This is a genomic window from Pantoea sp. T14 (assembly GCF_036663535.1).
Lineage (GTDB): Bacteria > Pseudomonadota > Gammaproteobacteria > Enterobacterales > Enterobacteriaceae > Pantoea > Pantoea phytostimulans.
Genome location: NZ_JAWUEB010000011.1, coordinates 72,090 through 96,611, shown reverse-complemented (window position 1 = coordinate 96,611; position 24,522 = coordinate 72,090). Strand labels below are relative to the sequence as shown.

At 52.7% G+C, this 24,522-nt stretch carries 23 protein-coding genes and 1 other annotated feature; of the genes, 13 read left to right on the top strand and 10 right to left on the bottom strand.

The features are described 5' to 3' along the window. Window positions 1-21 precede the first annotated feature (21 nt). From SC127_RS04155 to htpG, 6 genes are all read left to right on the top strand, one after another. Window positions 22-411 (top strand): DUF454 family protein, encoded by a 390-nt coding sequence (locus tag SC127_RS04155; RefSeq protein WP_332625360.1) that lies wholly within the window; start codon window positions 22-24, stop codon window positions 409-411. A 144-nt stretch (window positions 412-555) separates the two neighbouring features. After that, window positions 556-1,107 (top strand): adenine phosphoribosyltransferase, encoded by a 552-nt coding sequence (gene apt / locus SC127_RS04150; protein WP_215847412.1) that lies wholly within the window; start codon window positions 556-558, stop codon window positions 1,105-1,107. 158 nt (window positions 1,108-1,265) lie between these two features. Continuing rightward, on the top strand, window positions 1,266-3,302 hold the full coding sequence (dnaX, locus tag SC127_RS04145; protein ID WP_243078385.1) for a DNA polymerase III subunit gamma/tau: 2,037 nt from the start codon (window positions 1,266-1,268) through the stop codon (window positions 3,300-3,302). After that, window positions 2,644-2,705, top strand: a sequence feature (DnaX frameshifting element). It overlaps the preceding gene by 62 nt. A gap of 55 nt (window positions 3,303-3,357) precedes the next feature. Further along, window positions 3,358-3,687, top strand: a complete 330-nt coding sequence (locus SC127_RS04140) for a YbaB/EbfC family nucleoid-associated protein (RefSeq protein ID WP_215848326.1) — start codon at window positions 3,358-3,360, stop codon at window positions 3,685-3,687. Beyond that, window positions 3,687-4,292, top strand: coding sequence for a recombination mediator RecR (gene recR, locus SC127_RS04135; RefSeq protein WP_215847411.1), 606 nt, complete (start codon window positions 3,687-3,689; stop codon window positions 4,290-4,292). Before SC127_RS04140 ends, recR begins: the two co-directional genes overlap by 1 nt. A gap of 97 nt (window positions 4,293-4,389) precedes the next feature. Then, window positions 4,390-6,264: a molecular chaperone HtpG gene (htpG, locus tag SC127_RS04130; protein ID WP_243078384.1), complete on the top strand. Its 1,875-nt coding sequence runs from the start codon at window positions 4,390-4,392 to the stop codon at window positions 6,262-6,264. Window positions 6,265-6,299: 35 nt separating this feature from the next. On the opposite strand, the gene SC127_RS04125 is transcribed toward htpG, so the two are convergent. Continuing rightward, entirely contained in the window at window positions 6,300-7,169 is an 870-nt protein-coding gene (locus tag SC127_RS04125; protein ID WP_215847410.1) for a LysR substrate-binding domain-containing protein, read from the bottom strand. A 195-nt stretch (window positions 7,170-7,364) separates the two neighbouring features. Here SC127_RS04125 and SC127_RS04120 point away from each other — a divergent pair, with 195 nt between their 5' ends. The 4 genes from SC127_RS04120 to SC127_RS04105 all read left to right on the top strand — a co-directional run bounded on the left by SC127_RS04120 (window position 7,365) and on the right by SC127_RS04105 (window position 11,435). Further along, window positions 7,365-8,228 carry a DUF6024 family protein gene (locus tag SC127_RS04120; RefSeq protein WP_243078383.1) on the top strand — a complete coding sequence of 288 codons (864 nt, stop codon included), beginning with the start codon at window positions 7,365-7,367 and terminating at the stop codon, window positions 8,226-8,228. 128 nt (window positions 8,229-8,356) lie between these two features. Beyond that, window positions 8,357-9,001 carry an adenylate kinase gene (gene adk / locus SC127_RS04115; protein WP_215847409.1) on the top strand — a complete coding sequence of 215 codons (645 nt, stop codon included), beginning with the start codon at window positions 8,357-8,359 and terminating at the stop codon, window positions 8,999-9,001. Window positions 9,002-9,115: 114 nt separating this feature from the next. Then, window positions 9,116-10,075 (top strand): ferrochelatase, encoded by a 960-nt coding sequence (gene hemH, locus SC127_RS04110; protein WP_332625355.1) that lies wholly within the window; start codon window positions 9,116-9,118, stop codon window positions 10,073-10,075. 58 nt (window positions 10,076-10,133) lie between these two features. Then, window positions 10,134-11,435, top strand: a complete 1,302-nt coding sequence (locus SC127_RS04105; protein WP_215847407.1) for an inosine/guanosine kinase — start codon at window positions 10,134-10,136, stop codon at window positions 11,433-11,435. Window positions 11,436-11,493: 58 nt separating this feature from the next. Here the strand turns inward: SC127_RS04105 and ybaL are convergent, their stop codons facing one another. After that, the gene (gene ybaL, locus SC127_RS04100) at window positions 11,494-13,203 is read right to left on the bottom strand and encodes a YbaL family putative K(+) efflux transporter (RefSeq protein WP_243078382.1); all 1,710 of its coding nucleotides are present in this window, start codon (window positions 13,201-13,203) and stop codon (window positions 11,494-11,496) included. Between the two features lie 423 nt (window positions 13,204-13,626). Here ybaL and ushA point away from each other — a divergent pair, with 423 nt between their 5' ends. Then, window positions 13,627-15,393, top strand: coding sequence for a bifunctional UDP-sugar hydrolase/5'-nucleotidase UshA (gene ushA / locus SC127_RS04095; protein WP_332625352.1), 1,767 nt, complete (start codon window positions 13,627-13,629; stop codon window positions 15,391-15,393). A 45-nt stretch (window positions 15,394-15,438) separates the two neighbouring features. Here the strand turns inward: ushA and SC127_RS04090 are convergent, their stop codons facing one another. Beyond that, window positions 15,439-15,870: a multidrug/biocide efflux PACE transporter gene (locus tag SC127_RS04090; RefSeq protein ID WP_215848324.1), complete on the bottom strand. Its 432-nt coding sequence runs from the start codon at window positions 15,868-15,870 to the stop codon at window positions 15,439-15,441. Window positions 15,871-15,959: 89 nt separating this feature from the next. Here SC127_RS04090 and SC127_RS04085 point away from each other — a divergent pair, with 89 nt between their 5' ends. Continuing rightward, window positions 15,960-16,829 (top strand): LysR family transcriptional regulator, encoded by an 870-nt coding sequence (locus tag SC127_RS04085; protein ID WP_243078381.1) that lies wholly within the window; start codon window positions 15,960-15,962, stop codon window positions 16,827-16,829. Here the strand turns inward: SC127_RS04085 and ybaK are convergent. From ybaK to copA, 3 genes are all read right to left on the bottom strand, one after another. Beyond that, window positions 16,826-17,305, bottom strand: a complete 480-nt coding sequence (gene ybaK / locus SC127_RS04080; RefSeq protein WP_332625349.1) for a Cys-tRNA(Pro)/Cys-tRNA(Cys) deacylase YbaK — start codon at window positions 17,303-17,305, stop codon at window positions 16,826-16,828. The genes SC127_RS04085 and ybaK overlap by 4 nt on opposite strands. Before the next feature lie 197 nt (window positions 17,306-17,502). Next, a complete protein-coding gene (locus SC127_RS04075; protein ID WP_332625348.1) occupies window positions 17,503-18,306 on the bottom strand; it encodes a TraB/GumN family protein in 804 nt (267 codons plus the stop codon). Window positions 18,307-18,375: 69 nt separating this feature from the next. Next, window positions 18,376-20,889 (bottom strand): copper-exporting P-type ATPase CopA, encoded by a 2,514-nt coding sequence (gene copA / locus SC127_RS04070; RefSeq protein ID WP_332625346.1) that lies wholly within the window; start codon window positions 20,887-20,889, stop codon window positions 18,376-18,378. Between the two features lie 96 nt (window positions 20,890-20,985). Here copA and cueR point away from each other — a divergent pair, with 96 nt between their 5' ends. Then, window positions 20,986-21,402 carry a Cu(I)-responsive transcriptional regulator gene (cueR, locus tag SC127_RS04065; RefSeq protein WP_332625344.1) on the top strand — a complete coding sequence of 139 codons (417 nt, stop codon included), beginning with the start codon at window positions 20,986-20,988 and terminating at the stop codon, window positions 21,400-21,402. On the opposite strand, the gene SC127_RS04060 is transcribed toward cueR, so the two are convergent. From SC127_RS04060 to SC127_RS04045, 4 genes are all read right to left on the bottom strand, one after another. Further along, a complete protein-coding gene (locus SC127_RS04060) occupies window positions 21,378-21,836 on the bottom strand; it encodes an NfeD family protein (RefSeq protein WP_243078377.1) in 459 nt (152 codons plus the stop codon). The two genes, cueR and SC127_RS04060, sit on opposite strands and share 25 nt — an antisense overlap. Continuing rightward, window positions 21,836-22,750, bottom strand: coding sequence for an SPFH domain-containing protein (locus SC127_RS04055; protein WP_215847401.1), 915 nt, complete (start codon window positions 22,748-22,750; stop codon window positions 21,836-21,838). The genes SC127_RS04060 and SC127_RS04055 overlap by 1 nt, the downstream gene beginning before the upstream one ends. 57 nt (window positions 22,751-22,807) lie before the next feature. Then, complete coding sequence (locus SC127_RS04050; RefSeq protein ID WP_215847400.1) at window positions 22,808-23,665, bottom strand: co-chaperone YbbN; 858 nt, start codon at window positions 23,663-23,665, stop codon at window positions 22,808-22,810. 79 nt (window positions 23,666-23,744) lie between these two features. After that, window positions 23,745-24,518 (bottom strand): SDR family oxidoreductase, encoded by a 774-nt coding sequence (locus SC127_RS04045; protein WP_243078376.1) that lies wholly within the window; start codon window positions 24,516-24,518, stop codon window positions 23,745-23,747. Window positions 24,519-24,522 lie beyond the last annotated feature (4 nt).

Genomic DNA, 24,522 nt, shown 5'->3' with positions numbered 1-24,522 from the left:
AGGAATTTTTGGGCGGCATTCATGCAACGCATTGTGTTATTAACCCTCGGCTGGCTGGCAATTGTGCTGGGCACATTGGGTATTGTATTACCTTTATTACCTACCACGCCATTTATGCTCTTGGCGGCTTGGTGCTTTGCCCGTTCTTCACCCCGCTTTCATCACTGGCTGCTGTGGCGCTCACCCTTTGGCCGTTATCTTCGCCACTGGGATCAACATCGAGCCATGCCGCCAGGCACGAAAGGTCGCGCTATCTTACTGATAATTATTACCTTTAGCGTTTCCATTTTTTTGGTGAAAATCGTGTGGGTACGTATCATGCTATTGGTGATGTTAGCGTTGCTGGTGGCATTTATGTGGCGTATTCCGGTGGTGGCAGAAACGGCGGATCCGCCGCAGACACCGCGATAAAGTTGCATTTATCCGGCCATTTGCTTAGATTTGGGCGTCTTCGTGCGTGGCTTTCCCTTGTGAATACTCTCCCGCTGAGCCTTTTAATAGGTATTGGCGCTATAGAAGCTGCGCGAAACAGAATTTTTTACCAGGCGTAACATTATGACCGACACTGCGCAGCAGCTTGAATACATTAAAAACAGCATCAAAAGCATTTCTGATTATCCGAAACCGGGCATCCTGTTTCGTGACGTCACCAGTTTGCTGGAAGATCCAAAAGCCTATGCGGCGTCAATCGCGCTGCTGGTCGAGCGTTATCGCAACAAAGGCATCACTAAAGTTGTAGGAACCGAAGCGCGTGGTTTTCTGTTTGGTGCGCCAGTGGCGTTAGGTTTGGGCGTGGGATTTGTCCCCGTGCGTAAACCGGGCAAACTGCCGCGCGAAACTTACAGCGAAACCTATGAGCTGGAATACGGCACCGACCAACTGGAACTGCACAAAGATGCTATCCAACCGGGCGATGTGGTGTTAGTGGTTGATGATCTACTGGCAACCGGCGGCACCATTGAAGCGACAGTGAAATTGATTCGTCGTGCCGGTGGTGAAGTTACGGATGCCGCTTTTATCATTAACCTGTTTGATTTAACGGGCGAAACCCGCCTAAAAGCGCTTGGCGTTGAGTGCTACAGTCTGGTCAACTTCCCCGGCCACTAAACGATTCTGCGGGCCTTGCCGCAAGGCGAGGTCTTCACACGCTTCACTGAGATAACCAGTGATAGGCAGATGCATTTCTCGCTGTTAGACTACTGCAACGATATACAGGAGTTGCAGATCTCTGCGCTCACCTTTCCATCCAAATTCGTCGAATCCACATGAGCTATCAGGTACTTGCGCGAAAATGGCGTCCCCAGGCTTTTGCTGATGTTGTTGGTCAGGAACATGTTCTGACGGCGCTGGCGAATGGATTGTCTCTGGGACGTATCCATCATGCTTATCTCTTCTCCGGCACGCGCGGGGTAGGGAAAACCACCATTGCGCGTCTGTTGGCCAAAGGTCTTAACTGCGAAACGGGTATTACCGCGACGCCGTGCGGCCAGTGCAATAATTGTCGCGAGATTGAACAGGGCCGATTCGTTGATCTGATTGAGATCGATGCGGCTTCGCGCACCAAAGTGGAAGACACCCGCGATCTGCTCGATAACGTTCAGTACGCACCGGCGCGTGGCCGCTTCAAAGTCTATTTGATCGATGAAGTCCACATGCTTTCGCGTCACAGCTTTAACGCGCTGTTAAAAACGCTGGAAGAGCCGCCGTCACACGTTAAATTTCTGCTGGCAACCACCGATCCGCAAAAACTGCCGGTGACCATTCTTTCTCGCTGTCTGCAATTTCATCTCAAGGCGCTGGATGTCGATCAAATCCGCCAGCAGCTTGACCATGTTCTACAGCAAGAACAGATCGAAAGTGAACCGCGCGCGCTGCAGCTTTTAGCCCGCGCTGCGGATGGCAGTATGCGCGATGCGCTGAGCCTAACCGATCAGGCGATTGCGATGGGGCAAGGCGCAGTAACCAGCGCAACCGTCAGCACCATGCTGGGCACGCTTGATGGCGAACAGCCGTTGGGATTGATCGAGGCCGTGGTTGATGGCAACGGTGAAGAGGTGATGTCGCTGTTGAACCAGGCGGCGTCGCGCGGTGTGGAGTGGGAAGCTCTGCTGGTTGAAATGCTGCGTTTACTGCATCGCATTGCCATGGTGCAATTGCTGCCGACATCATTAAATGATGATGAAGAGAGCAATGCGCAGCGTTTGCGTGAACTGGCGCGCGTCGTGCCGCCAGCGGATGTGCAGCTTTATTACCAAACCTTGTTAATGGGACGCAAAGATTTACCGATTGCGCCCGATCGCCGCATGGGCGTTGAAATGACGCTGCTGCGTGCGCTGGCTTTTCACCCTAAAGCACAGGTTGCTGATCCCGTAGCACGTTCAGCCTTGGTGGCGCAACCGGCAGAAGTACAGCCACAAAATCCGCCGGCACAGCCTCAAGCTGCCAATTTGCAGCCGCAACGTTCGCCCGCGCAGCCGCAAACTGCAAAGTCGCAGCCACAACCGACGGCGGCACAGCCACAAATGGCACCGCCTGATGCTGCACCTGCGACGCAGCATCATGAAACGTCGCCAGCGGCGGCACCGGATCCCTCTTTATCCAGCTCCACCAGTCAGCTCCTGCAGGCGCGCACGCAACTGTTGCGCCAGGGAGCGAACAAACCAAAAAAGAGTGAGCCGGCGGCGCCTGGAGCGCGGCCGGCCAACTCCGCGCTGGAGCGGCTGGCTTCAGTCACTGAGCGAAGCCAGCAGCGCATGCGAGATAGCGCACCTGCCGCTCCGGTAAAAAAAGAGGCCTATCGCTGGAAATCGCAGAACCAGACGGTGGAAATTGCCGAACCCATCGCTACGCCAAAAGCCTTGCGTTCTGCGCTTGAGCATGAGAAAACCCCTGAGCTGGCGGCACGGCTGGCGGAAGAAGCGTTGCAGCGTGACAGTTGGGCTGCTGAAATCGCCACCCTGCAGTTGCCTAAGCTAGTACAGCAGTTAGCCTTGAATGCATGGAAGGAAACCACTGAGAACGGTGTTTGTTTGCACCTCCGTTCCAGCCAGCGCCATTTGAATTCTACCGCTGCGCAGCAGGCATTAAGCGCAGCGTTAAGTCAGGCAGCCGGACAGACAGTTGAACTGTCGGTCATTGAAGACGATAATTCTACGGTGTTGACGCCACTGGAGTGGCGTCAGGCCATTTACGAAGAGAAGCTGGCGCAAGCGCGTCAGTCGATCACCAGCGATACTCACATTCAGACGCTGCGTCGCTTTTTCGATGCCGATCTGGATGAAGAAAGTATCCGACCCGTTTGATCACGCTGCCGCTGTCCAATGGATAGCGTTGTGGCCACAGCTGAGAGAGAAAACTATGTTTGGTAAAGGCGGATTGGGTAACCTGATGAAACAGGCCCAGCAGATGCAAGACAAAATGGCCAAAGTTCAGGAAGAGATCGCTGCACTGGAAGTCACCGGTGAATCAGGCGCGGGTCTGGTAAAAGTCACCATCAACGGTGCGCATAACTGTCGCCGCGTTGAAGTCGATCCAAGCCTGTTGGAAGATGACAAAGACATGCTGGAAGATCTGATCGCTGCGGCATTCAACGATGCAGCACGCCGCATCGATGAAACCCAGAAAGAGAAGATGGCGGATGTCTCTTCAGGCATGCAATTGCCGCCTGGCTTCAAGATGCCGTTCTAATGCAAACCAGTCCACTGCTTGAGTCTTTGATGGAATCGCTGCGCTGTCTGCCTGGCGTTGGGCCGAAATCGGCACAGCGCATGGCATTCCAGCTGTTGCAGCGCGATCGCAGCGGTGGCATGCGGCTGGCGCAGGCGCTTACACGGGCCATGTCGGAAATCGGTCATTGCGCCGATTGCCGCACGTTCACCGAGCAGGAAATTTGCACCATTTGCGCCAATCCCCGGCGTCAACAAAATGGGCAAATCTGTGTGGTGGAAAGCCCGGCAGATATCCACGCCATTGAGCAAACCGGGCAATTTGCCGGTCGCTACTTTGTGCTGATGGGCCATCTTTCGCCGCTTGACGGCATTGGCCCGGCGGATATTGGCCTGGATCGCCTTGAACAGCGCTTAGAGAGTGAAACCCTCAATGAAGTGATTCTCGCGACCAACCCAACGGTTGAAGGCGAAGCCACTGCTAACTATATTGCCGAGCTGTGCGGGCAATATGGTGTCGATGCAAGCCGTATCGCCCATGGCGTTCCGGTGGGCGGCGAACTTGAAATGGTTGATGGCACCACGCTGTCGCACTCGCTGGCCGGTCGCCACAAGATTAAATTTTAAACGCTTGCCGGTGTTATGTAAGACACTGGCTTGAAATCCTCGTACTTATCCCCACATCTTCCTCAACGTTTGTTCAACCTGTTTTGTTGAGGTAGCAATGACCATGAAAGGACAAGAGACCCGTGGCTTTCAGTCGGAAGTAAAACAACTTCTGCACCTGATGATCCATTCTCTCTATTCAAACAAAGAGATTTTCCTGCGCGAACTGATTTCCAACGCCTCAGATGCGGCGGACAAGCTGCGTTTTCGTGCGCTGTCTGATGCCAGCCTCTACGAAGGTGATGGCGACTTGCGCGTGCGTCTCTCTGTTGATAAGGACAACCGCACCATTACGCTGAGCGATAACGGCATTGGTATGCGTCGAAACGAGGTGATTGATAACCTCGGTACGATTGCGAAATCAGGTACCAAAGCGTTTCTTGAATCCATGGGTTCTGACCAGGTCAAAGACAGCCAGCTCATCGGCCAGTTTGGTGTCGGTTTCTATTCCGCCTTTATCGTGGCAGACAAAGTTTCCGTGCGCACCCGCGCAGCGGGTGCAGCTGCTGACGAAGGCGTGTTCTGGGAATCAGCAGGGGAAGGCGAATATACCCTCGCGGATATCACCAAAGACGATCGCGGCACCGAGATCACGCTGCATTTACGTGAAGGTGAGGATGAGTTCCTTGATGCCTGGCGTGTGCGCAACATCATTGGTAAATACTCTGATCACATCGCGCTGCCGGTTGAAATCGAGACCAAAGACGAAGAAAACGACACCACCAGCTGGGAAAAGATCAACAAAGCTCAGGCGCTGTGGACGCGTAACAAGTCTGACATCAGCGATGAAGAATACACCGAGTTCTATAAGCACATCGCACATGACTTCAGCGATCCAGCGATTTGGAGCCATAATCGGGTTGAAGGCAAGCAGGAATACACCAGCCTGCTCTATATCCCGGCACGTGCGCCATTCGACATGTGGAACCGCGATACCAAGCATGGCCTGAAACTCTACGTACAGCGCGTGTTCATCATGGACGACGCTGAGCAGTTCATGCCGAACTATCTGCGCTTTGTTCGTGGCCTGATTGATTCTAACGATCTGCCGCTGAACGTCTCGCGTGAAATTCTGCAAGACAGCCGCGTAACCCAAAGCCTGCGCGGTGCGCTGACCAAGCGTGCGCTGCAAATGCTGGAAAAACTGGCAAAAGAGGACAGCGACAAATATCAGACCTTCTGGAAAGAGTTTGGTCTGGTGCTGAAAGAGGGCCCTGCTGAAGACAACACCAACCAGCAAACCATCGCTAAATTGCTGCGCTTTGCAACCACGCAGAGCGAAGGTGCAGAACAAACCATTTCGCTGGAAGACTATGTTAGCCGCATGGTAGAAGGGCAGGAGAAGATTTACTACATCACTGCCGACAGCTATGCCGCAGCGAAGAGCAGCCCGCATCTGGAACTGTTCCGCAAAAAAGGCATTGAGGTTCTGCTGCTCTCCGATCGCATCGACGAATGGATGATGAGCTACCTGACCGAGTTCGACGGCAAAACCTTCCAATCTGTCAGCAAAGCGGATGATTCGCTAAGCAAGCTGGCCGATGAAGAAACCGAAGAGCAAAAAGAAGCCGAGAAGGCGCTGGAACCGTTCGTTGAGCGCATTAAAACGTTGCTGGGCGAGCGTGTTAAAGAGGTGCGCTTAACGCATCGCTTAACCGACACGCCAGCGATTGTCACCACTGACGCTAATGAAATGACCACGCAAATGGCGAAGCTGTTCGCGGCTGCGGGTCAGGAAGTGCCAGAGGTGAAATACATCTTCGAAATCAACCCGGATCACCAATTGGTCAAACGCGTTGCGGATACGCAAGACGAAGCGCACTTTGGCGAGTGGATTGAACTGCTGCTGGATCAGGCGCTATTGGCTGAGCGCGGTACGCTGGATGATCCGAACCAGTTTATCCGTCGCATGAATCAGCTGCTGACGGCCTAAACTAACAAGCCGGTGACGCACATCACCGGCTTTTTTTATGGCTGCGCAGCGTCGCGGAGCCAATGTCGAAACAGGCTTATCTCGGCATCGTTTCGCCGCGCTTGCTTGGTCATCATCCAGGTTGCGCGTTCAACCCGCACAAAGCCTACGGGCGCAATCAACGTGCCATCTTCAAGCTCCTTTCGAACCAGCAAACGCGGCGCCATGATCACGCCGAGACCATTGCGTGCCGCCTGAATACCCAACGTCAGATTTTCAAAATGCTTACCGGGACGAAAATTCCCGCGCACGCCTGCGGCTTTTGCCCACTCTGACCAGGCATGTAAGCGTGTATCGGCATGGAGCAGCGGCAATTCTGCCAGATCCTGTTCGCTGCGAAAGCGTTGGGCAAACAGGGGTGAGCAGAGCGGGCCAATATAGTCTTCGCTAACCAAGGTGGCATCAATATCGCCATCCGGTGGCTGCTCGTAGCTGAGGATCAACACGTCAGTATGTTCGCTGCGCAACTGATCAACGTCAGCCAGCGCCTGAAACTGAACGTCGATTTCGGGATGTCGCTGATAAAACGTCGCAATACGTGGAATCAACCATTGCGAGAGAAAACTGGGTGAACAGGAAACTTTAAGATGATGACGCATGCCAGTACGAATACTTTCACTGGTGCTGTGTAATTCGCTGAAGGCTTTCTGGCAACTGATGAGTAAGCGCTCACCATGTGAGGTTAATTTGACGCGTCCATTAGAACGGACAAATAACGGCTTGCCCATCCAGTTTTCAAGCTGGCGTATCTGATGACTGATAGCGCTATGTGTGACGTGCAGGTGTTCGGCCGCCAGACTAAAGCTGCTGTTCAAAGCGGCCTGATGAAAATAGTGCAGCGCCCTCAGCGGTGGTAGCCCGGTCATACTCATCCCCTGTGTAAAAACCTAACAGGGATTGTCAGTTTATATCATTTTAAAGTCCAGCCGCATTGACCTACCCTTTAGGGCAAATTCTGGCGGGTTGACTGATGCGTTTGTCTGTGCCTTTATCGGCTATTTCCGCCTTGCTCAAGACGAGCCGCTCGCCATCACACTGCAAAAACACGAGAAAAAAGTACGATGGCTTCCTCATCTTCTTCATCTGAGCGTGCTTCAAAGGCGCGAGATAGGTTGCGCCTCACATTGTCACGACTCTATAAACTAGAGCAGTTCGATCTGTTCTTTACTCCGTCGTTACATGTTGCGCGCATACTGCTCTCCCAACTCTTTTTTCGCCAGGAACAGGCACGTAATCAAACCCGCTACGCTTCCCATTATCCTGTTACTGAACTCAATGTACTGCCCGCTATTCCACTGATGTCAGGCAATATCACGCTCATTCCGCATATTGAAATGCCGCGCGGCGTAATACGAACGTTGAGCGATTGCCAAAAGCAGGGTGTGACCGATGCCAGTGAAAGCTTTGCCAGCATGCTGCATGAGTCACTGATCAATGAGGCTCAGCTGTTTGTCACCCGTTTTGATCGTCACGCTGAGTTAGGGAATGATTTAGTGCTGGTGGCGCTGCGTACACAGGATTTCAGTACGTTAGTACGCAGCGAATTGCGCCTGTTTGAACAAGGTTTAACGCTGGAAAATGCGATTCAACATACCCTCAAGCGAATGGACGATGATGACTGGCGGCCTTATAACGCTGCGGTTGTGGATAATATCTCGATCTCCTCGCCGGTAATATTGAATTCCAGCCATCAGCCTGGCTTGCCGTTTGCCAGTTTTTATTTGCCCGCTTCGCTGCTGGCGACATTAAAGAGTTCGGACGAGATGATGTTGTGGCCAAAACTGGAACGCTTGCAGTTCAATGCCAATGTGCGCGGCGGTGGCAAAAAAAGCGTCAATGTGACGCATCAGGTGTGCAAGCGGCTGCAAAACTTGTTTGCCGCTAGCAACAAATCTGAAAAAGGCGCAACGTTGAATCGCTACTAGGTATCCAAGAGGAAAGCCAATAAAGTAGACCTGACAGGATCCGCGCCTTTCTTGTGATGCGCGGATCATAATGGTATGTTCTTCGCCTTCTCAGATAGATCAATGCGATTCGCAAGGGGATTTACGCAATGCGTATTATTCTGCTCGGTGCTCCGGGCGCAGGTAAGGGGACTCAGGCCCAATTCATCATGGAGAAATATGGCATCCCGCAAATCTCCACCGGCGACATGTTGCGTGCAGCAGTTAAAGCAGGCTCTGACCTTGGCAACCAGGCGAAAGCCATTATGGATGCTGGCAAGCTGGTTACCGATGAATTAGTGATTGCGCTGGTAAAAGAGCGTATTACACAGGAAGACTGCAAAAACGGTTTCCTGCTGGACGGTTTCCCACGCACCATTCCTCAGGCAGACGCGATGAAAGATGCCGGCATCAACGTTGATTACGTGCTGGAGTTTGCTGTACCGGATGAACTGATTGTTGAACGCATCGTGGGACGTCGTGTCCATGCGCCATCTGGCCGCGTTTATCACGTCAACTTTAATCCACCAAAAGTGGAAGGCAAAGATGATGTGACGGGCGAAGAGCTGACCACCCGTAAAGATGATCAGGAAGAAACCGTGCGTAAGCGCCTGGTGGAATACCATCAGATGACCGCGCCGCTGATTGCTTACTACAGTAAAGAAGCTGAGGCGGGCAACACCGCTTATCACAAAATTGATGGCACCCGTAAAGTGCCTGAAGTAAGCGCAGAGCTGGCGAACATCCTCGGCTAAATGCGTTGGGGCTGGTTATGCTGGCCCCTTTTGCAGTAATCGCTGTTACCTCCCACTAATTCCGCTACAATTTCCCTCGTTTTCACGCACCCCCGTATTCGTCAAGGAATAGCAATGAGGCAAGATAAGCCCGGCGTGTTACTGGTAAATTTAGGTACGCCAGACGCCCCAACCACACCTGCAGTTAAACGTTATCTAAAACAATTTTTGAGCGATCCGCGCGTTGTCGATACGCCGCGCTGGCTTTGGTGGCCGATCCTCAATGGCGTCGTTTTGCCATTCCGATCGCCAAAAGTCTCAAAACTGTATGCTTCGGTCTGGATGGAAGGCGGTTCGCCGTTGATGGTTTTCAGCCAGCGCCAACGTGATGCGCTTGCGGCAAAGCTTGATATGCCGGTTGCATTGGGCATGAGTTACGGCAATCCCAGCCTGAAAAGTGCCGTTGACAGTTTAATGGCGCAGGGCGTAACGCGATTGATCGTGCTGCCGCTTTACCCGCAATTTTCCTGCTCTACCGTAGCTGCAGTGTGGGACGGCTTAACCGCGGTATTTAAAGATTACCGCTCGCTGCCTGATGTCGAGTTCATTCGCGATTATGCTGAGCACCCCGCTTACATTGCTGCGTTAAAAGCCTCGGTTGAACGCTCTTTTGCCAAGCATGGTCAGCCCGATCTGCTGGTGATGTCTTATCACGGCATTCCACAACGTTTTGCAGATGAAGGCGATGACTATCCGCAGCGCTGCGCGGATACGACCGCAGCCCTGACTAAAGCGCTGGGCCTGCGTGACGACCAGTTTAAACTGACTTTCCAGTCGCGTTTTGGTCGTGAGCCTTGGTTGACGCCTTATACCGATGAGACGATGCAAGGCCTGCCGGCCAAAGGTGTCAAGCACGTTCAGGTAATGAGTCCTGGCTTCTCGGCAGATTGCCTGGAAACGCTGGAAGAGATCAGCGAGCAAAACTGCGAGTTCTTCATGCACGCAGGCGGTGAGAAGTTTGAGTACATCCCAGCTTTAAACGATGATGAAGCTCACATCGACATGATGGTGCAGCTGGTCAACGCACGCCGTTAATTCACAGGCAGAGAGTGTGATATCATTCTCTGCCTGTTTTCCCCCTACGGCAGCCTTCATGAAATTTCCCGGCAAACGAAAATCCAAACACTATTTCCCTGTTAGCGCTCGCGATCCTTTATTGCAACCCACTCAACACGACGTTGAAGAAGGCAGCTGGGTGGTGGGTATCGATCAGACATTGGTTGATATCGAAGCCAAAGTGGATGATGACTTTTTAGCTCGCTACGGTTTAAGCGCAGGCCATTCTTTAGTGATTGACGATGCCGTTGCTGAAGCGCTCTACACCGAGTTAATGCGTGAAGAGCTGATCAGCCATCAGTTTGCGGGTGGTACCATTGGCAACACCTTGCACAATTTTTCCGTGTTGGCTGATGATCGCTCGGTACTGCTGGGCGTGATGTGTAATAACATTCAAATTGGCGGTTACGCTTATCGCTATCTTTGCAATACTTCCAGCCGCATGGATCTCAACTATCTGCAGGGTGTTGATGGCGCGATTGGACGCTGCTTCACTTTAGTTGGCGAGCAGGGCGAACGCACCTTTGCTATCAGTCCCGGCCAGATGAACCAGTTGCAGCCAGCCAACATCCCGGAAGCGGTGATTGCGGGTGCCTCGGCGCTGGTGTTGACATCCTATCTGGTTCGTTGCAAAGAGGGCGAGCCGATGCCGCATGCCACGCTACAAGCAATTGAGTACGCAAAAAAGCATAACGTGCCGGTGGTGCTAACGTTAGGGACTAAACACGTCATTGGCGATAATCCGCAATTCTGGCGCGATTTCCTGCGCGATCACGTCTCTATCGTGGCAATGAATGAAGAAGAAGCCTATGCGTTAACCGGCGAAGCGGATCCGCTGCTGGCATCTGATATGGCGTTGGAATGGGTAGACCTGGTGCTGTGTACCGCAGGCCCGACGGGTTTATACATGGCGGGTTATACCGAAGACGAATTCAAGCGCAAAACCAATCATCCGTTGCTGCCCGGTGCGATTGCAGAGTTTAACCAGTACGAATTCAGCCGCGTAATGCGTTTGCAGGATTGCCAGCAACCGCTGCGTATTTTTTCTCATATCGCACCTTATATGGGCGGTCCAGAGAAAATCATGAATACCAACGGTGCGGGTGATGGTGCTTTGGCGGCCCTGCTACATGACATTACGGCGAACAACTATCACCGTCTTAAAGTGGCGAATTCCAGTAAACACGCCCGCCCTTATCTGACTTACTCTTCGCTGGCGCAAGTGTGTAAATATGCCAACCGCGTCAGTTATCAAGTGTTGAACCAGCATTCACCGCGCCTGACGCGCGGCTTACCAGAGCGTGAGGATAGCCTGGAAGAGTCCTACTGGGATCGATGATTTAAGCGGGTCGGTGCGAGAAGGTCTTGTTAATGACCTTCTCGCCTTAAAGAGGGGATTAGCTGTTGGTCGTGACCCGTACAGTTTCGCAGGCTAAATCCTGATGATCTTGCGCCATCTCCTGTTCGAGCATCAGCAACATGCTATTGGCAATCTCACGCTCGCCCATCACCACGCGCGTTGCGCCCCGTTCCATGATGTACTCTACTTCGTCGTCATAATGTGCCCGCGCGATAATCTCAATGCTTTGGTGTCTTTCACGGGCAGCTGCCACCACTTCGCCCGCTTCATAGCCATTGGGAATCGTCAGCAGCAGCCAACGGGCGCAGTCTAAACGTGCCAGCTCCATAGTTTCGGCGCGAGCGGCGTTGCCCAGCACCGCTCTGATGCCGCGTTCACGCAGCGCTTCAACGCGAGGACGTGAATTTTCTACCACCACCAGCGGCACATTCGCCTCCAGCAACTTCTCACCAATCAGGCTTCCCACGCGGCCATATCCCACAATCACCGCATGATTACAGATATCGACCGGAATTTGCTTCTCTTCTTCAATCGCCTCTTCCAGCGTTTGCTCTTCCATGGTTTCAGTTTTTGCCAGGTAACGTTCTAGCAAGGTAAAGAGAATAGGATTCAGCATAATGGACAGAATGGCGGCGGCGAGCACCAAATTACGCCCTTCTTCGGTCAGGATATTCAGGGAAATACCGAGCCCTGCGAGAATAAAGGCAAACTCACCAATCTGCGCCAGACTCACGGAGATGGTTAACGCTGTTCGACGTGAATGACCCAGCAGCGTGACCAGCAACCAGGCCGCGACCGATTTACCCACCACGACAATCACCAGCGCACCCAGCACCGCTAACGGCTGTGTCACTAAAATCATCGGGTCAAACAACATCCCTACCGAAACAAAGAACAGCACCGCAAACGCGTCGCGCAGCGGCAGCGTGTCATGTGCGGCACGGTGGCTCAATTCAGACTCGTTCAGCACCATGCCCGCGAAAAACGCGCCCAAGGCAAAGGAGACATCAAAAAATTCTACAGCACCAAACGCAATGCCCAGCGCCAGCGCCAGCACCGCGAGTGTGAAAAGCTCGCGCGAACCGGTTGCGGCACTTTTGGCAAGGATCCACGGCACCGCGCGACGTCCTACCACCATCATCAACACCATAAAGGCAGCGACTTTACCTATGGTCAACAGCAGATCCCAGGCAAGTAAGCTCGCGCTGGCGTTGCCTTCTTCAAACATTCCGGCGATCGCAGGCAGCAGAACCAGCGCCAGCACCATCACTAAATCTTCAACGATTAACCAGCCAATGGCGATTTGCCCGCGTTGACTATCAATCAGTTGGCGTTCTTCTAAGGCGCGCAGTAACACCACGGTACTGGCGGTTGAAAGACAGAGCCCAAACACTAAGCCCGTCATTAATGACCAGCCCATCGACCACGACAAACCCATTCCCAGCAAGGTTGCTACGGCAATTTGCGCAATAGCACCGGGAATAGCGATGTGTTTTACCGACATCAAATCTTTTAAAGAGAAATGCAGACCCACCCCAAACATCAGCAAAATGACGCCTAATTCCGCCAGTTCGGGAGCGAGGTTGGTATCAGCGACAAAACCGGGCGTAAAAGGGCCTGCCAGCACGCCAGCCATTAAATAGCCGACTAACGGAGATATTCGTAAGCGATTAGCCAGCATGCCAAGGAGAAAAGCCAGAACCAGTGCCCCGACAATGGTGGTGATCAACGGTGTGGTGTGATGCATGCCTGTCTCCTTGTGTGCAATTGTATCCGCTTGTAACAAATGAGTTTAATGCAAATAGCAGTGGTACGCTGAATAATTTGTGGGATTAAGGGAAAAAACTCATTAAATACGAAGAAAACGCAATCGAACCTCTATTTTTACTCATTATCTTTAATATTGGCCGTAATAGCGGTTAATCAAGGGACGTAAGGAAAAATAATTATCCCTCTAAAAGTCGTATGACACGACGGATACGCCAGAGAAAAGGTGTTATCGCCAGACCAGACATTCCAGGAAGGTAAATCAGCGCTTTAAGAACATCCGCTTAATTGACCCTAAGCGTGTTTGGCCTTGAGTTAAAGAGAGGAATGTGCGACACAGGAGGTCGATTTAGCGAGCGAGCCCGTAGATAAACGGGCCAGATGCGTGATAAGGAGATTGGCTTTGTTAATACCACGATGGTCAGGAAAAGGAATAGCGCTGTTACTGGCGCTGACACCCATGCTTTCTCAGGCCGCTGTGCCTGATCGTACCTACCGTTTTAGCCTCCTTCATACCAACGATGAGCACGGACATTTCTGGTTTAACGAGCAGGGCGAATATGGCCTGGCGGCGCAAAAGACCTTGATGGATACACTGCGCTATGACGTGCAGGCCAAAGGCGGCGGTGCGCTGATCCTGTCTGCGGGTGACGTCAACACCGGCGTGCCTGAATCGGATGAGCTAGATGCCGAACCCGATATTCGTGGCATGAATCTGATTGGCTATGATGCCATGGCGTTAGGCAATCACGAGTTCGATAAACCGCTCGATATCCTACGTAAGCAGGAAAAATGGGCAAAATTCCCGTTTTTAGCCGCAAATGTCTATCAAAAAAGCAGCGGACAGCGCCTGTTCAAGCCTTGGGCTGTATTTAACCGTATGGGGCTGAAAATTGCTGTGCTCGGTTTGATTACCCCGCAAACCGCGCAGTTGGCGAATCCGGCTGCGTTGAAGGATATCGAGTTCCGCGATCCCATCAGCGAAACAGAGAAAGCCGTGGCTGAATTACGCGCCACTGAAAAGCCTGACGTGATTGTCGCGTTGACGCACCTGGGTTATGACGAAGACGGTAAACACGGCAGCAATGCACCGGGCGATGTAACGTTAGCGCGTAGCCTGCCAAAAGGAACCCTCGATCTGATTGTCGGCGGCCATTCTCATGATGCGGTTTGCATGGAAAAAGAGAACGTCAGCGTCAAAAATTATCAGCCAGGTCAGCCTTGTCAGCCCGATCAACAAAACGGTGTCTGGATCATGCAGGCTGATAAGTGGGGAAAATATGTGGGTCGCGGTGACTTCACTTACCGCAATGGTGAAATCACGCTGGCGTCGTACCAGCTGGTGCCGGTAAATCTCAAGCATAAAATCAATAATATGGATGGCAGCGAATCCTGGCTGACCTGGCAAGAAGAGATCCCAAAAAATACCGCGATGATGAAGTTGTTAACGCCCTATCAGAAGCGTGCAGACGCGAAGCTGATAGTGAATGTTGGCAGTACTGAGGGCGTATTTGAGGGTGAAAACGACAAAGTGCGCGCTGAGCAGACCAACCTTGGGCAGCTCATATTGCGTGCGCAGATGGCACATGCCAAAGCTGACTTTGGCGTGATGAGTGGCGGAGGCATACGCACTTCACTGAAGTCCGGCAAGATTAGCTGGCGTGATTTATTGCAGGTGCAACCGTTCGGTAATCAGGTGGTTTCAGTCACGCTGACCGGTGCGGAAATCAAAAAGTATCTGGCGGTAGTGGCCAATATTAAACCCAACTCTGGTGGTTACGCTCAGTTCAGCAATGTGAGCCTGGTAGCAGACGGAAAGTCGGTGAGCGAGGTTCGCATCAAAGGGCAACCGATTGACGACAAGCAAAGCTATCGCATGGCGACCAACAGCTTTAACGCAGCGGGCGGAGATGGTTATCCACGACTCGATAATCACGCGGGTTATGTGAATAGCGGCGATGTTGATGCAGAGGTTCTACGTAATTGGTTTAAGACGCATTCGCCGCTTAAAGCCAGCGATTACGCCACCAAGGGTGAGATTATTCATCTGACGGAAGCGGAAATAAAGGCGCGTGATGAAGCGGCAGAAAAATCCCGTAAGCGCAACTATCCACAAATGTTTTTGGCGTGGATTTGGCCTTGGGGTCGGGAAACCGCTAACGTCCAGTAAAGCGTGAAAGGTAAAAATGAGGAGGCGCTAGCGCCTCCTTTTTTATCAGATTTCGCAAGACTTACGTGCAATCCAGCGTTGACGTAGTTTGTCCCACACCCAGTTGTAGCCGATGGTGTAGGGCAAGAAAAACAGGAAGAAAGCAATTTCTACCAACAACGCCTGCCACAGCGTGATGTTCAGCATCCATGCGGCAATCGGTAAACCGATCACTATAAATCCCCCTTCAAAGCCCAGCGCGTGTAAAGCACGCACGCCAAAGCTACGTTTCTGGCCAGGCGGATAGAAACGGTCAAATCCGCTGTTATAGATCATGTTCCACAACATGGCGACAGTCGACAGCATGATGGCCAGCGAGCCCATTTGAAACAGCGGTTTATCCATGGCCCAGGCGGCAAGCGGCGAAACCGTGAGGATCGCTAACGTTTCAAAACCTGCGGCATGTAAAAAACGTTCTTTCATTGAGCGAGTACGCATCATAAAACTCCTTTGGGTGATGCGGCGCAGTTTCTCACGGAAAAATGCTAAGATAAAATGAATAGCTATCGATAAAAGCGATGGATGAAATGCGGTATTCCCCCGAATCCCTTGAAGCTTTTGTACAAACTGTCACCAGCGGTTCATTTTCTGCCGCTGCACGAGCGTTGGGTAAAAGCCAATCCACCATTAGCACCGCAGTGGCGAATCTGGAAGATGACCTGGGCTTTATCCTGTTCGATCGTAGCGGCAGGCAGCCGCAGCTGACCCAGCAAGGCCGGCGGGCATTGCCACAGGTGCAGCAAATTTTGGCGGCCAATGAGCGGCTAAGTACGCTGGCGGTTCAGCTCTCAGAAGGGGTAGAACCGCGCCTGAGTTTTGCCGTTTCTGATTTTTGGCAAACCGATCACCACGAACATCTTCTTAAGCAGTTTGATGCGCGCTACCCCGACATTGAACTGGAATGCATGATGGCGGAAGACGAAGATGTGCTCGATCTGCTGCAAACAGGCCGTGTGCATTTGGGTGTGGTTCGCGCTCAGCCACGACTGCCTGATGATATTGCGATGGCGCGTTTGCAGGTAGAAGCGCAGATGGCGATTTACTTGCATCGCGATTATCCCTTGGCGCAGCAAGCGATCATCCGCGAAAACCAGCTTGAGGAAGTGCGTCATTTACGTCTGAATACATGGGTTGATCAGCGGGAAACATCCCCGCTGGGGCGCGTTTGGTCTGCACCTAACTATCTTTTACTGCTGGAAATGGCTGAGCAGGGTTTTGGCTGGAGCATTCTACCGCGCTGGTTAGTGAGCCAGTTTGGTCACGGCGTTTTGCAAGAGCTGCCGTTAGCGGGCTGGCCGCAGCATATTGCTATCGAAGTCATTTGGTCGCGCCGTAATCCGCCGGGTCCCGCCGGACGATGGATGATCGATCAACTCTGCGCCCAGCCGCGCGTTTAGTCGCGGCGCGCAATATCGGCGAACGGTGCATCCAGCAGGCGTGCAAGATCCTGAGGCGCTAATTCGATATCTAAACCCCGCTTGCCGCCAGAGATAAACAGGGTGGTAAATGTCGCAGCGGAGTGATCGATCACCGTCGGCAAACGCTTTTTTTGCCCTAAGGGACTGATACCGCCCAGCAGGTAGCCGGTAACGCGTTGTGCGATGTGTGGATCGGCCATATCCGCTTTTTTTGCCTTCAAAGCTTTAGCGACTTTTTTTAAATCGAGCTGGCTGGAAACCGGTGTGACCGCCACGGCCAGCTGTTTTGCGTCACCATTTAAGGCAATAAGCAACGTTTTGTAGACCTGACGTGCATCCAAATTCAGTTTACGCACCGCCTCATCACCAAAGTTTGTTTCCTGACTATCGTGTTCATAAGGATGCAGCGTAAAGCTGACTTTTTGTTTTTCCAGAAGATTTACCGCGGGCGTCATAGTCGTACCTGTTTTAATCAGCTGATCAGAAAAATCTTATTATAAAAAGAGGAGAATAAAGGTGGCGAAAATTTGTTCTTTAGGTGAGAATTGGCCCGCGCCAGCAACTTGATTGCTGAGTGATAACCAAAATCATAAACAAATTCCTCTTTGACGGGCCGATAAAACTATCGGCTCTCTTTTTTTATAGTGCTTTTTTAAGACGCTCTAAGCAGACCGGGCAAATTATCCTCGCCGTAAAGATGCAGCGCACCTACCGCAACCACATATTTACCCGCAGGCAATGCCTGTAATGCATCACGCCAGTGCACATTACGTTGACTGATCAGCGTATCGTTCAGCGCCTGACTAAACGTGCTCGGTAACGCAATCTCTGGCTGACGCGGCGGTGTATCCAGCCACCAGCTCACCATCATCTGAAGCAAGCGCGCATTGGTGTGCCAGTGGATCAGCGTATCTTGCAGCAGCGCCATACCGTCATCAGGCAACGCTTTCAACAGCGCAATTTGCGTATCCGCGCCTTCCAGTTCAATGATCGGCTTTTGCCAGTTTTTCGCCGCCTGTAACAGCTGATAATCGATGCCGTAATCGGGGCGCAGACCGAGTCGTTGTGCTTGTTGCGCCTGAAGCATTAGCGCGATTTGCCACGCAGGCAGTGTAGTAAACATGCTGATGGCAAGGTTGAGTTCATTACACAGCGCCACCAGTTTTGCCATCGCTTCAGCATCAATACGTTCGGCTAAAGGCGCACGTTCGCCGCTGTTATCAAAAGGCGAACCGCCTTGTGTAATGTCCGCTTCAACGATCAACGCATCGGCTTGCTGCAACTGGCGCAGTAAACGGCTGGGCAACGGCTGCATATCACGTGTGCCCATATGAATGCTGCCGACCAGATGCAATTTGCGATCGCCAAGCCGAACGTCCATTGCCGGCCAACGATAGTGTGTAGGAAACAGTCGACTGATTAATCCGCGCAAAGTGTGCCAAACGCTACCTGTCATTCCCTGTCCTTAATTCGCTGAAAACACCATGCTAGCGATTTCAGCGGTCGAAAAACAGCGCCGTAACGGCTATTGCTGACGTGGCGGACGATAACGTAGCAGGCGATTGGCATTACTGACTACGGTTATTGATGAGAGCGCCATCGCTGCGCCTGCCACAATCGGACTCAACAGCATGCCGGTTAGCGGATAAAGCACGCCAGCGGCGACAGGAATGCCGATACTGTTATAAATAAAGGCGCCAAATAAGTTCTGTCGAATATTACGCAATGTTGCTGAAGAGAGCGCTAAAGCATCCGCAACGCTGTTGAGATCGGCGCGCATTAAGGTAATCGCCGCCGTTTCTACCGCCACATCACTGCCGCCACCCATTGCAATGCCGACATCCGCCTGCGCCAGCGCAGGTGCATCATTGATGCCATCGCCAATCATGGCAACCACGCGGCCTTGCTGCTGCAGATACGCTATCGCATCCGCTTTGCCTTCCGGCAGCACGCCAGCGATCACTTCATCAATACCGGCTTCTGCGGCGATAGCGCGTGCCGTTTTTTCATGATCGCCGGTTAACATGATCAGACGATATCCAGACTGATGGAGCCGCTGGAGAGCATCACGGCTACTGTCACGTAAGGTGTCGCGCAAGGCAATCAAACCCGCTAATTTACCGTCCTGCGCCAGCAACACTGGCGTTGCGCCTTGCTGGGTAAGCCGATCAATATCAGCTTGAGCAGAATGGCACTCGATATGGTGATCGCGCATCAGCGCCACATTACCCAACAGTAACGACTTGTCGTTGAGTATGCCGCTGATGCCTTTGCCGCGTATTGTACGAAATTGCTCAACGTCAGGCCGTTTAGCTTCACCCGCTTCAGCCACGATGGCTTTTGCCAACGGATGACTGGCTGATTGCTCAAGTGCGGCGGCAGCCTGCAAAATGGTATGACGATCGGCATCGCCCCAGGCAATAATGTCAGTCACCTGCGGTCGGCCTGCTGTGAGCGTACCGGTTTTGTCGAACACCAAGGTGTCTACTTTGCTGGCACGTTGTAGTGCATCGGCATCGCGCACCAGCACGCCTAGCTCAGCAGCGCGACCGACACCCGCGATGATCGACATCGGCGTGGCTAAACCCAGCGCACAAGGGCAGGCGATGATTAACACGGTGGTGGCGATAACCAGCGTGTAAGCGATTTGCGGCTGTGGTCCGAAAAGATACCAAATCAAACCGCTGATCACCGCTATCGCCACCACCACAGGAACAAACACGGCTGAAATGCGGTCGGCTAAGCGGCCAACGTCAGGTTTACTGCTTTGCGCCTGACGCACTAAATGAATAATACGCGACAGCGCCGTGTGATTACCGGTGGCGCTGGCGATGAAGCGCACCGCACCATCCTGAACCAGCGTGCCCGCGTAAATCTTATCCCCTGTGGATTTACCCTGCGGCACGGCTTCACCCGTTAGCATCGCTTCATCTAACCAGGCTTCGCCGTCCTGAATCTCGCCATCCACGGGGACGCGATCGCCGGTTACTAATCGCAACGTCATACCCGATTGCACTGCGCTAACCGGCAGCAGCGATTCACCTTCTTCAGTTATTACGCGAGCTTGTGCGGGAGTGAGATCGAGGAGGCGCTCCAGCGCTTTGGATGAACGCTGACGCGCACGCTGTTCCAGTGCATGCCCGAGATTGATCAGGCCGATAATCATTACGCTGGCTTCGAAATAGAGGTGGCGCGCCTGTAGAGGAAAGAAGTCTGGCCACAACACCACGCTGAAGGAGTAGATCCATGCCGCAGCCGTACCAAGTGCCACCAAGGTATCCATGGTGGCAGCACCATTAAGCAAGCTGCGCCAGGCGCTGCGATAAAAGTGATTACCGCTGATGACCATGACTAACAGCGTAATAATACCCAACACCCGCCAGGTTGAGTGATTGCTGGCACTCAGCATCATGTCGCCAGCCATGCCCCAGATCATCAGCGGCACGCCAAACAGCAGCGCTAAAGCTGCTTGCCAGCTAAAACGTCGCATGGCTTTGCGGGCACTGTTTTGCTGTTTCTCACGGCGTTCCTGCTCATCTTCAATGACTTGCGCGCCGTAGCCTGCGGCATCAACGGCCGCCACTAACTGCTGTGGCTCAACGTTGCCCAACACCAGTGCGCTACGCTCGCCTAAATTGACGCGCGCCTGACTCACGCCCTTCACCTGTTGCAGCGCTTTTTCAACCCGACTAACGCAACTGGCACAGCTCATGCCGTCAATCAGTAAAAAATGCGCGGGTAGCACTTTTTCTGCCGGTTGAGAAAAGGACTCCGTTGTCAGCGCCTTCGGCGTCGGCTCTGTTGCTGTCAACGGTTCAGCCTTTGGGTAGCTGTCGTCTGCTTTTAATGTGGCTTGATAACCTGCTGCTTCAACCGTCGCAATCAGTTCGGCAGCATCAGCATCGCTGACAATTTGCGCCTCCTGCTGCGTGACGTCGGCCTGTTTAACATCGCTGCGCTGTTCCAGCGCCTCTTTTACGCGTTTAACGCAATGGCCGCAGGTCAATCCATCCAGCGCCAAAGAAATAGTCTGTGACATGCTTAACTCCTCGTTTCATGACATTTGACCGGGCGGTCACTTTCGATTAGTTATAAAGCGTAAACCTTCCATCAAGGGGAAGGTCAAGGAGAGAAAATGAACATCAGCGATGTTGCAAACAAAACCGGGCTGACCAGCAAAGCGATTCGGTTTTATGAAGAGAAGGGCGTCGTCACGCCGCCACTGCGCAGTGAAAATGGTTACCGCAGCTATAATCCGCATCATATTGAAGAACTCAACTTATTGCGCCAGGCGCGACAGGTTGGCTTCACCCTTGATGAGTGCCGCGAACTGGTGATGCTGTTTAACGATCCCGCTCGCCACAGCGCAGATGTGAAAGCGAGAACGCTACAAAAAGCAGATGAAATTGCGGCGCACATTGAAGAATTACACGCCATGCGCGCCCGATTATTAGCGCTGGCTGAAGCCTGTCCGGGCGATGACAGCGCTGAATGCCCCATCATCAATAACCTAACAGGCTGCTGTACTCACACGGCAGGAAAGCGTGGCTGAATGCGCAACGTGATGCCTTCAACGGCAATCACTTCAACCTGGGTTCCCGCCACTAAATCTTGTTCGGCCTGTACGCGCCAACTGCTGTCGCCGATGCGTACGTGACCCAAGCCGTTTATCAGTGACGTATCAAGCGTCAGGTGCATGCCAATCATCTGGCTACCGCGCTGATTAAGGGAGTTTGGCTGCTGCTGGCCTTCACGGTAACGGATCCAACGATACCAAAAGAAGACGCAAACCAGCGTTAACACAGCAAACATTGAGCCTTGGGTCGTCCAGCTAAAGGGAATAAACCACTCAATGATTCCCACCATCACTGCTGCCAGGCCGCTCCACAGTAAATAGCCGCTGGTGCCGAGCATCTCAGCCGCTAAAAGCAGGCCACCTAAGGTCAGCCAGAACCAGTGGGGATGCGCAATAATATCGACCAGCATCAGCGTTTCGACTCAGGACGTGAATCTTTAAGCAACTCGCTGATACCCGCGACGGATCCCAGCAAGCTGCTGGCGTCCAACGGCATCATCACCACTTTGCTGTTATTGGCCTCGCCAATTTTTTGCAATGCATCGGTATATTTCTGAGCAACGAAGTAATTAATGGCCTGGATATCACCCGCCGCAATCGCTTCGGAGACCATTTTGGTGGCACGCGCTTCGGCTTCCGCCTGACGTTCACGCGCTTCGGCCTGCAAAAATGCGGAAGTTCTTTCGCCTTCGGCCTTGAGTATTTGCGACTGCTTTTCGCCCTCGGCGCGCAGAATAGCCGCCTGACGTACACCTTCAGCGGTCAGGATGTCAGCGCGTTTGGTTCGCTCTGCTTTCATCTGAGCATTCATGGCACCAATCAACTCTTGCGGCGGACGCACATCGCGAATTTCGATGCGGGTAATTTTCACGCCCCACGGATTAGTTGCTTCATCAACGATGTGCAGTAAACGCGTATTGATGCTGTCGCGCTGCGATAACATTTCGTCTAGTTCCATGCTGCCAAGCACAGTACGCATGTTTGTCATGGTGAGATTAATGATCGCCAACTCAAGGTTACTGACTTCATAGGCGGCGCGAGCCGGATCAACGGCCTGAATGAAACAGACGGCGTCGATGGTGACATTAGCGTTGTCTTTAGAAATGATCTCTTGCGATGGGATATCCAGCACCCGTTCCATCATGTTGATCTTGCGACCCACACGATCCATAAACGGCACTACCAGACTTAAACCTGGTTGCAATGTTCGGGTGTAACGACCAAAGCGTTCCACCGTCCATTGAAAACCTTGCGGTACAATTTTGACACAGGCCCACACAGCCACCAGCGCCAGTACAATGAGTACCGGAATAACAGTCAACATATAACCTCCAGATTGTCAGATTGACGGGCCGAGTCGCTTCGGCCCGTTGTTACTCACCTAGTAGAGCAGTGAGTAAAGCTGGCGGCGATAGCGCGCGGCGAGTGCATCGCCGGTCCCTAGCGCAGCCAAAATTTCTTGCAGCATTTTCCGCGCCTGACCGTCAGCCGCGTTCAAATCGGTTTTAAGGAAGCTAAACAGCAGTTCCAGCGCTTCTTCGTTGCGGCCAACCTGATGCAGCTGTAACGAAAGTTTAGCAGCCAGTTCAGCGTTAGAAGGATCGCTTTCTAACTGGGATTGTAACTGCTGAATCTCTGGCGTATCGGCGGCTTGCTTCAGCAACTCGATCTGGGCGATCAGGCTTTGATAGCGGGTATCCTGATCCTGAAGCGGCACCACTTTTAGCACGGCTTCTGCTTCATCGCTGCGGTTCAGCGTAATCAATACTTCTGCCAGCAGAAAGCCGATTTCGCTCATTTGGTTGCTCAATTGCCAGGCATCTTTCAGCAGCGGCAACGCTTCAAGCGGTTTACCTTCGTCGATCAGCGCCATGGCTTGCTGCGCTTTCAGCTCTTCTTCACGTGGTAAAACTTTTTCCAGCAGGGCACGAACTGCCTCTTCCGGTTGCGGTCCCTGGAAACCATCAACGGGCTGACCGTTCTGGAACAGATAAACCGTTGGGATAGAGCGCAATCCAAACTGCGACGCCACCATTTGCTCTTTATCGCAATCGAGTTTGGCAAGGATAAACTGACCCGCGTATTCCTGAGCTAAGCGCTCCAGTAATGGGGTAAGCTCCTGACAATGCTGGCTACGCTCAGACCAAAAGTAAAACAGCACGGGCAGCTGTGCCGACTGCTCAAGAATCTGATGCAGGTTGGATTCGTTGATGTCGATAATCGAAGCTTGTGGTGACATGAATAAGTCTCTTTGCAGAAAGTGTTCTAAGAATATGGGGCCAACGGGCCGCGCTTCAAGTTGAATTCAGGTTGAGCGGTTAATGGCTACGCAAAATGCGATCCATCATCCAGCCCGGAAGCAAACGTTTCAGCAAGCCCATAATGTGTGCGACCAGCGTCACTGGATAACGCAAACGCGGATGTTTGCTCTCCAAAGCATGGCGCAATTTAGGCAGAATGGCTTCTGGCGGCAAAGTAAAACGTGCGGCGATACCGGGATTGCGCACCGGTTTATTTTGCTCACCTTGCGTTACGTTGTCGGTGAATTGCGTTTTGATCGGACCGGGTTCAATCAGGCTGACACGCACGCCGCTGCGGTAAACTTCCAGGCGAAGCGCATCGCTCCACGCTTCCAGCGCATATTTGCTGGCGGCATAAGCACCACGGCCAGGTGTAGAAATGAGACCTAACACCGAGCTGGTATTAATAATGCGCCCATTCCCGCTGGCTTGCAGTGCGGGCAGCAAGCGCATCGTGAATTGGTGCGTACCGAAAAAGTTCGTCGAGAATTGCTGCTCCAGCTGTTGGCGAGAAAGTGTATGCAGCGGCCCATATACGCCAAAGCCGCCATTGTTAAACAGAGCAAACAGGCGGTTTTCCGTTAGGGCGATCACGTCATCAGCGGCACGATCTACGCTCGCGGGATCGTCGAGATCCAATTGCAGCCCAATAAAACCGAGCGTATTCATCCGCGCAACGTCTTCTGTTTTACGACAGGCAGCAATGACTTTGTAGCCGCGTGTCAGCAGATCGTTGGCGGCAGCCAGCCCAATTCCGCTGGAACAGCCGGTTATTACCACGGTTCTTTGCATTTAT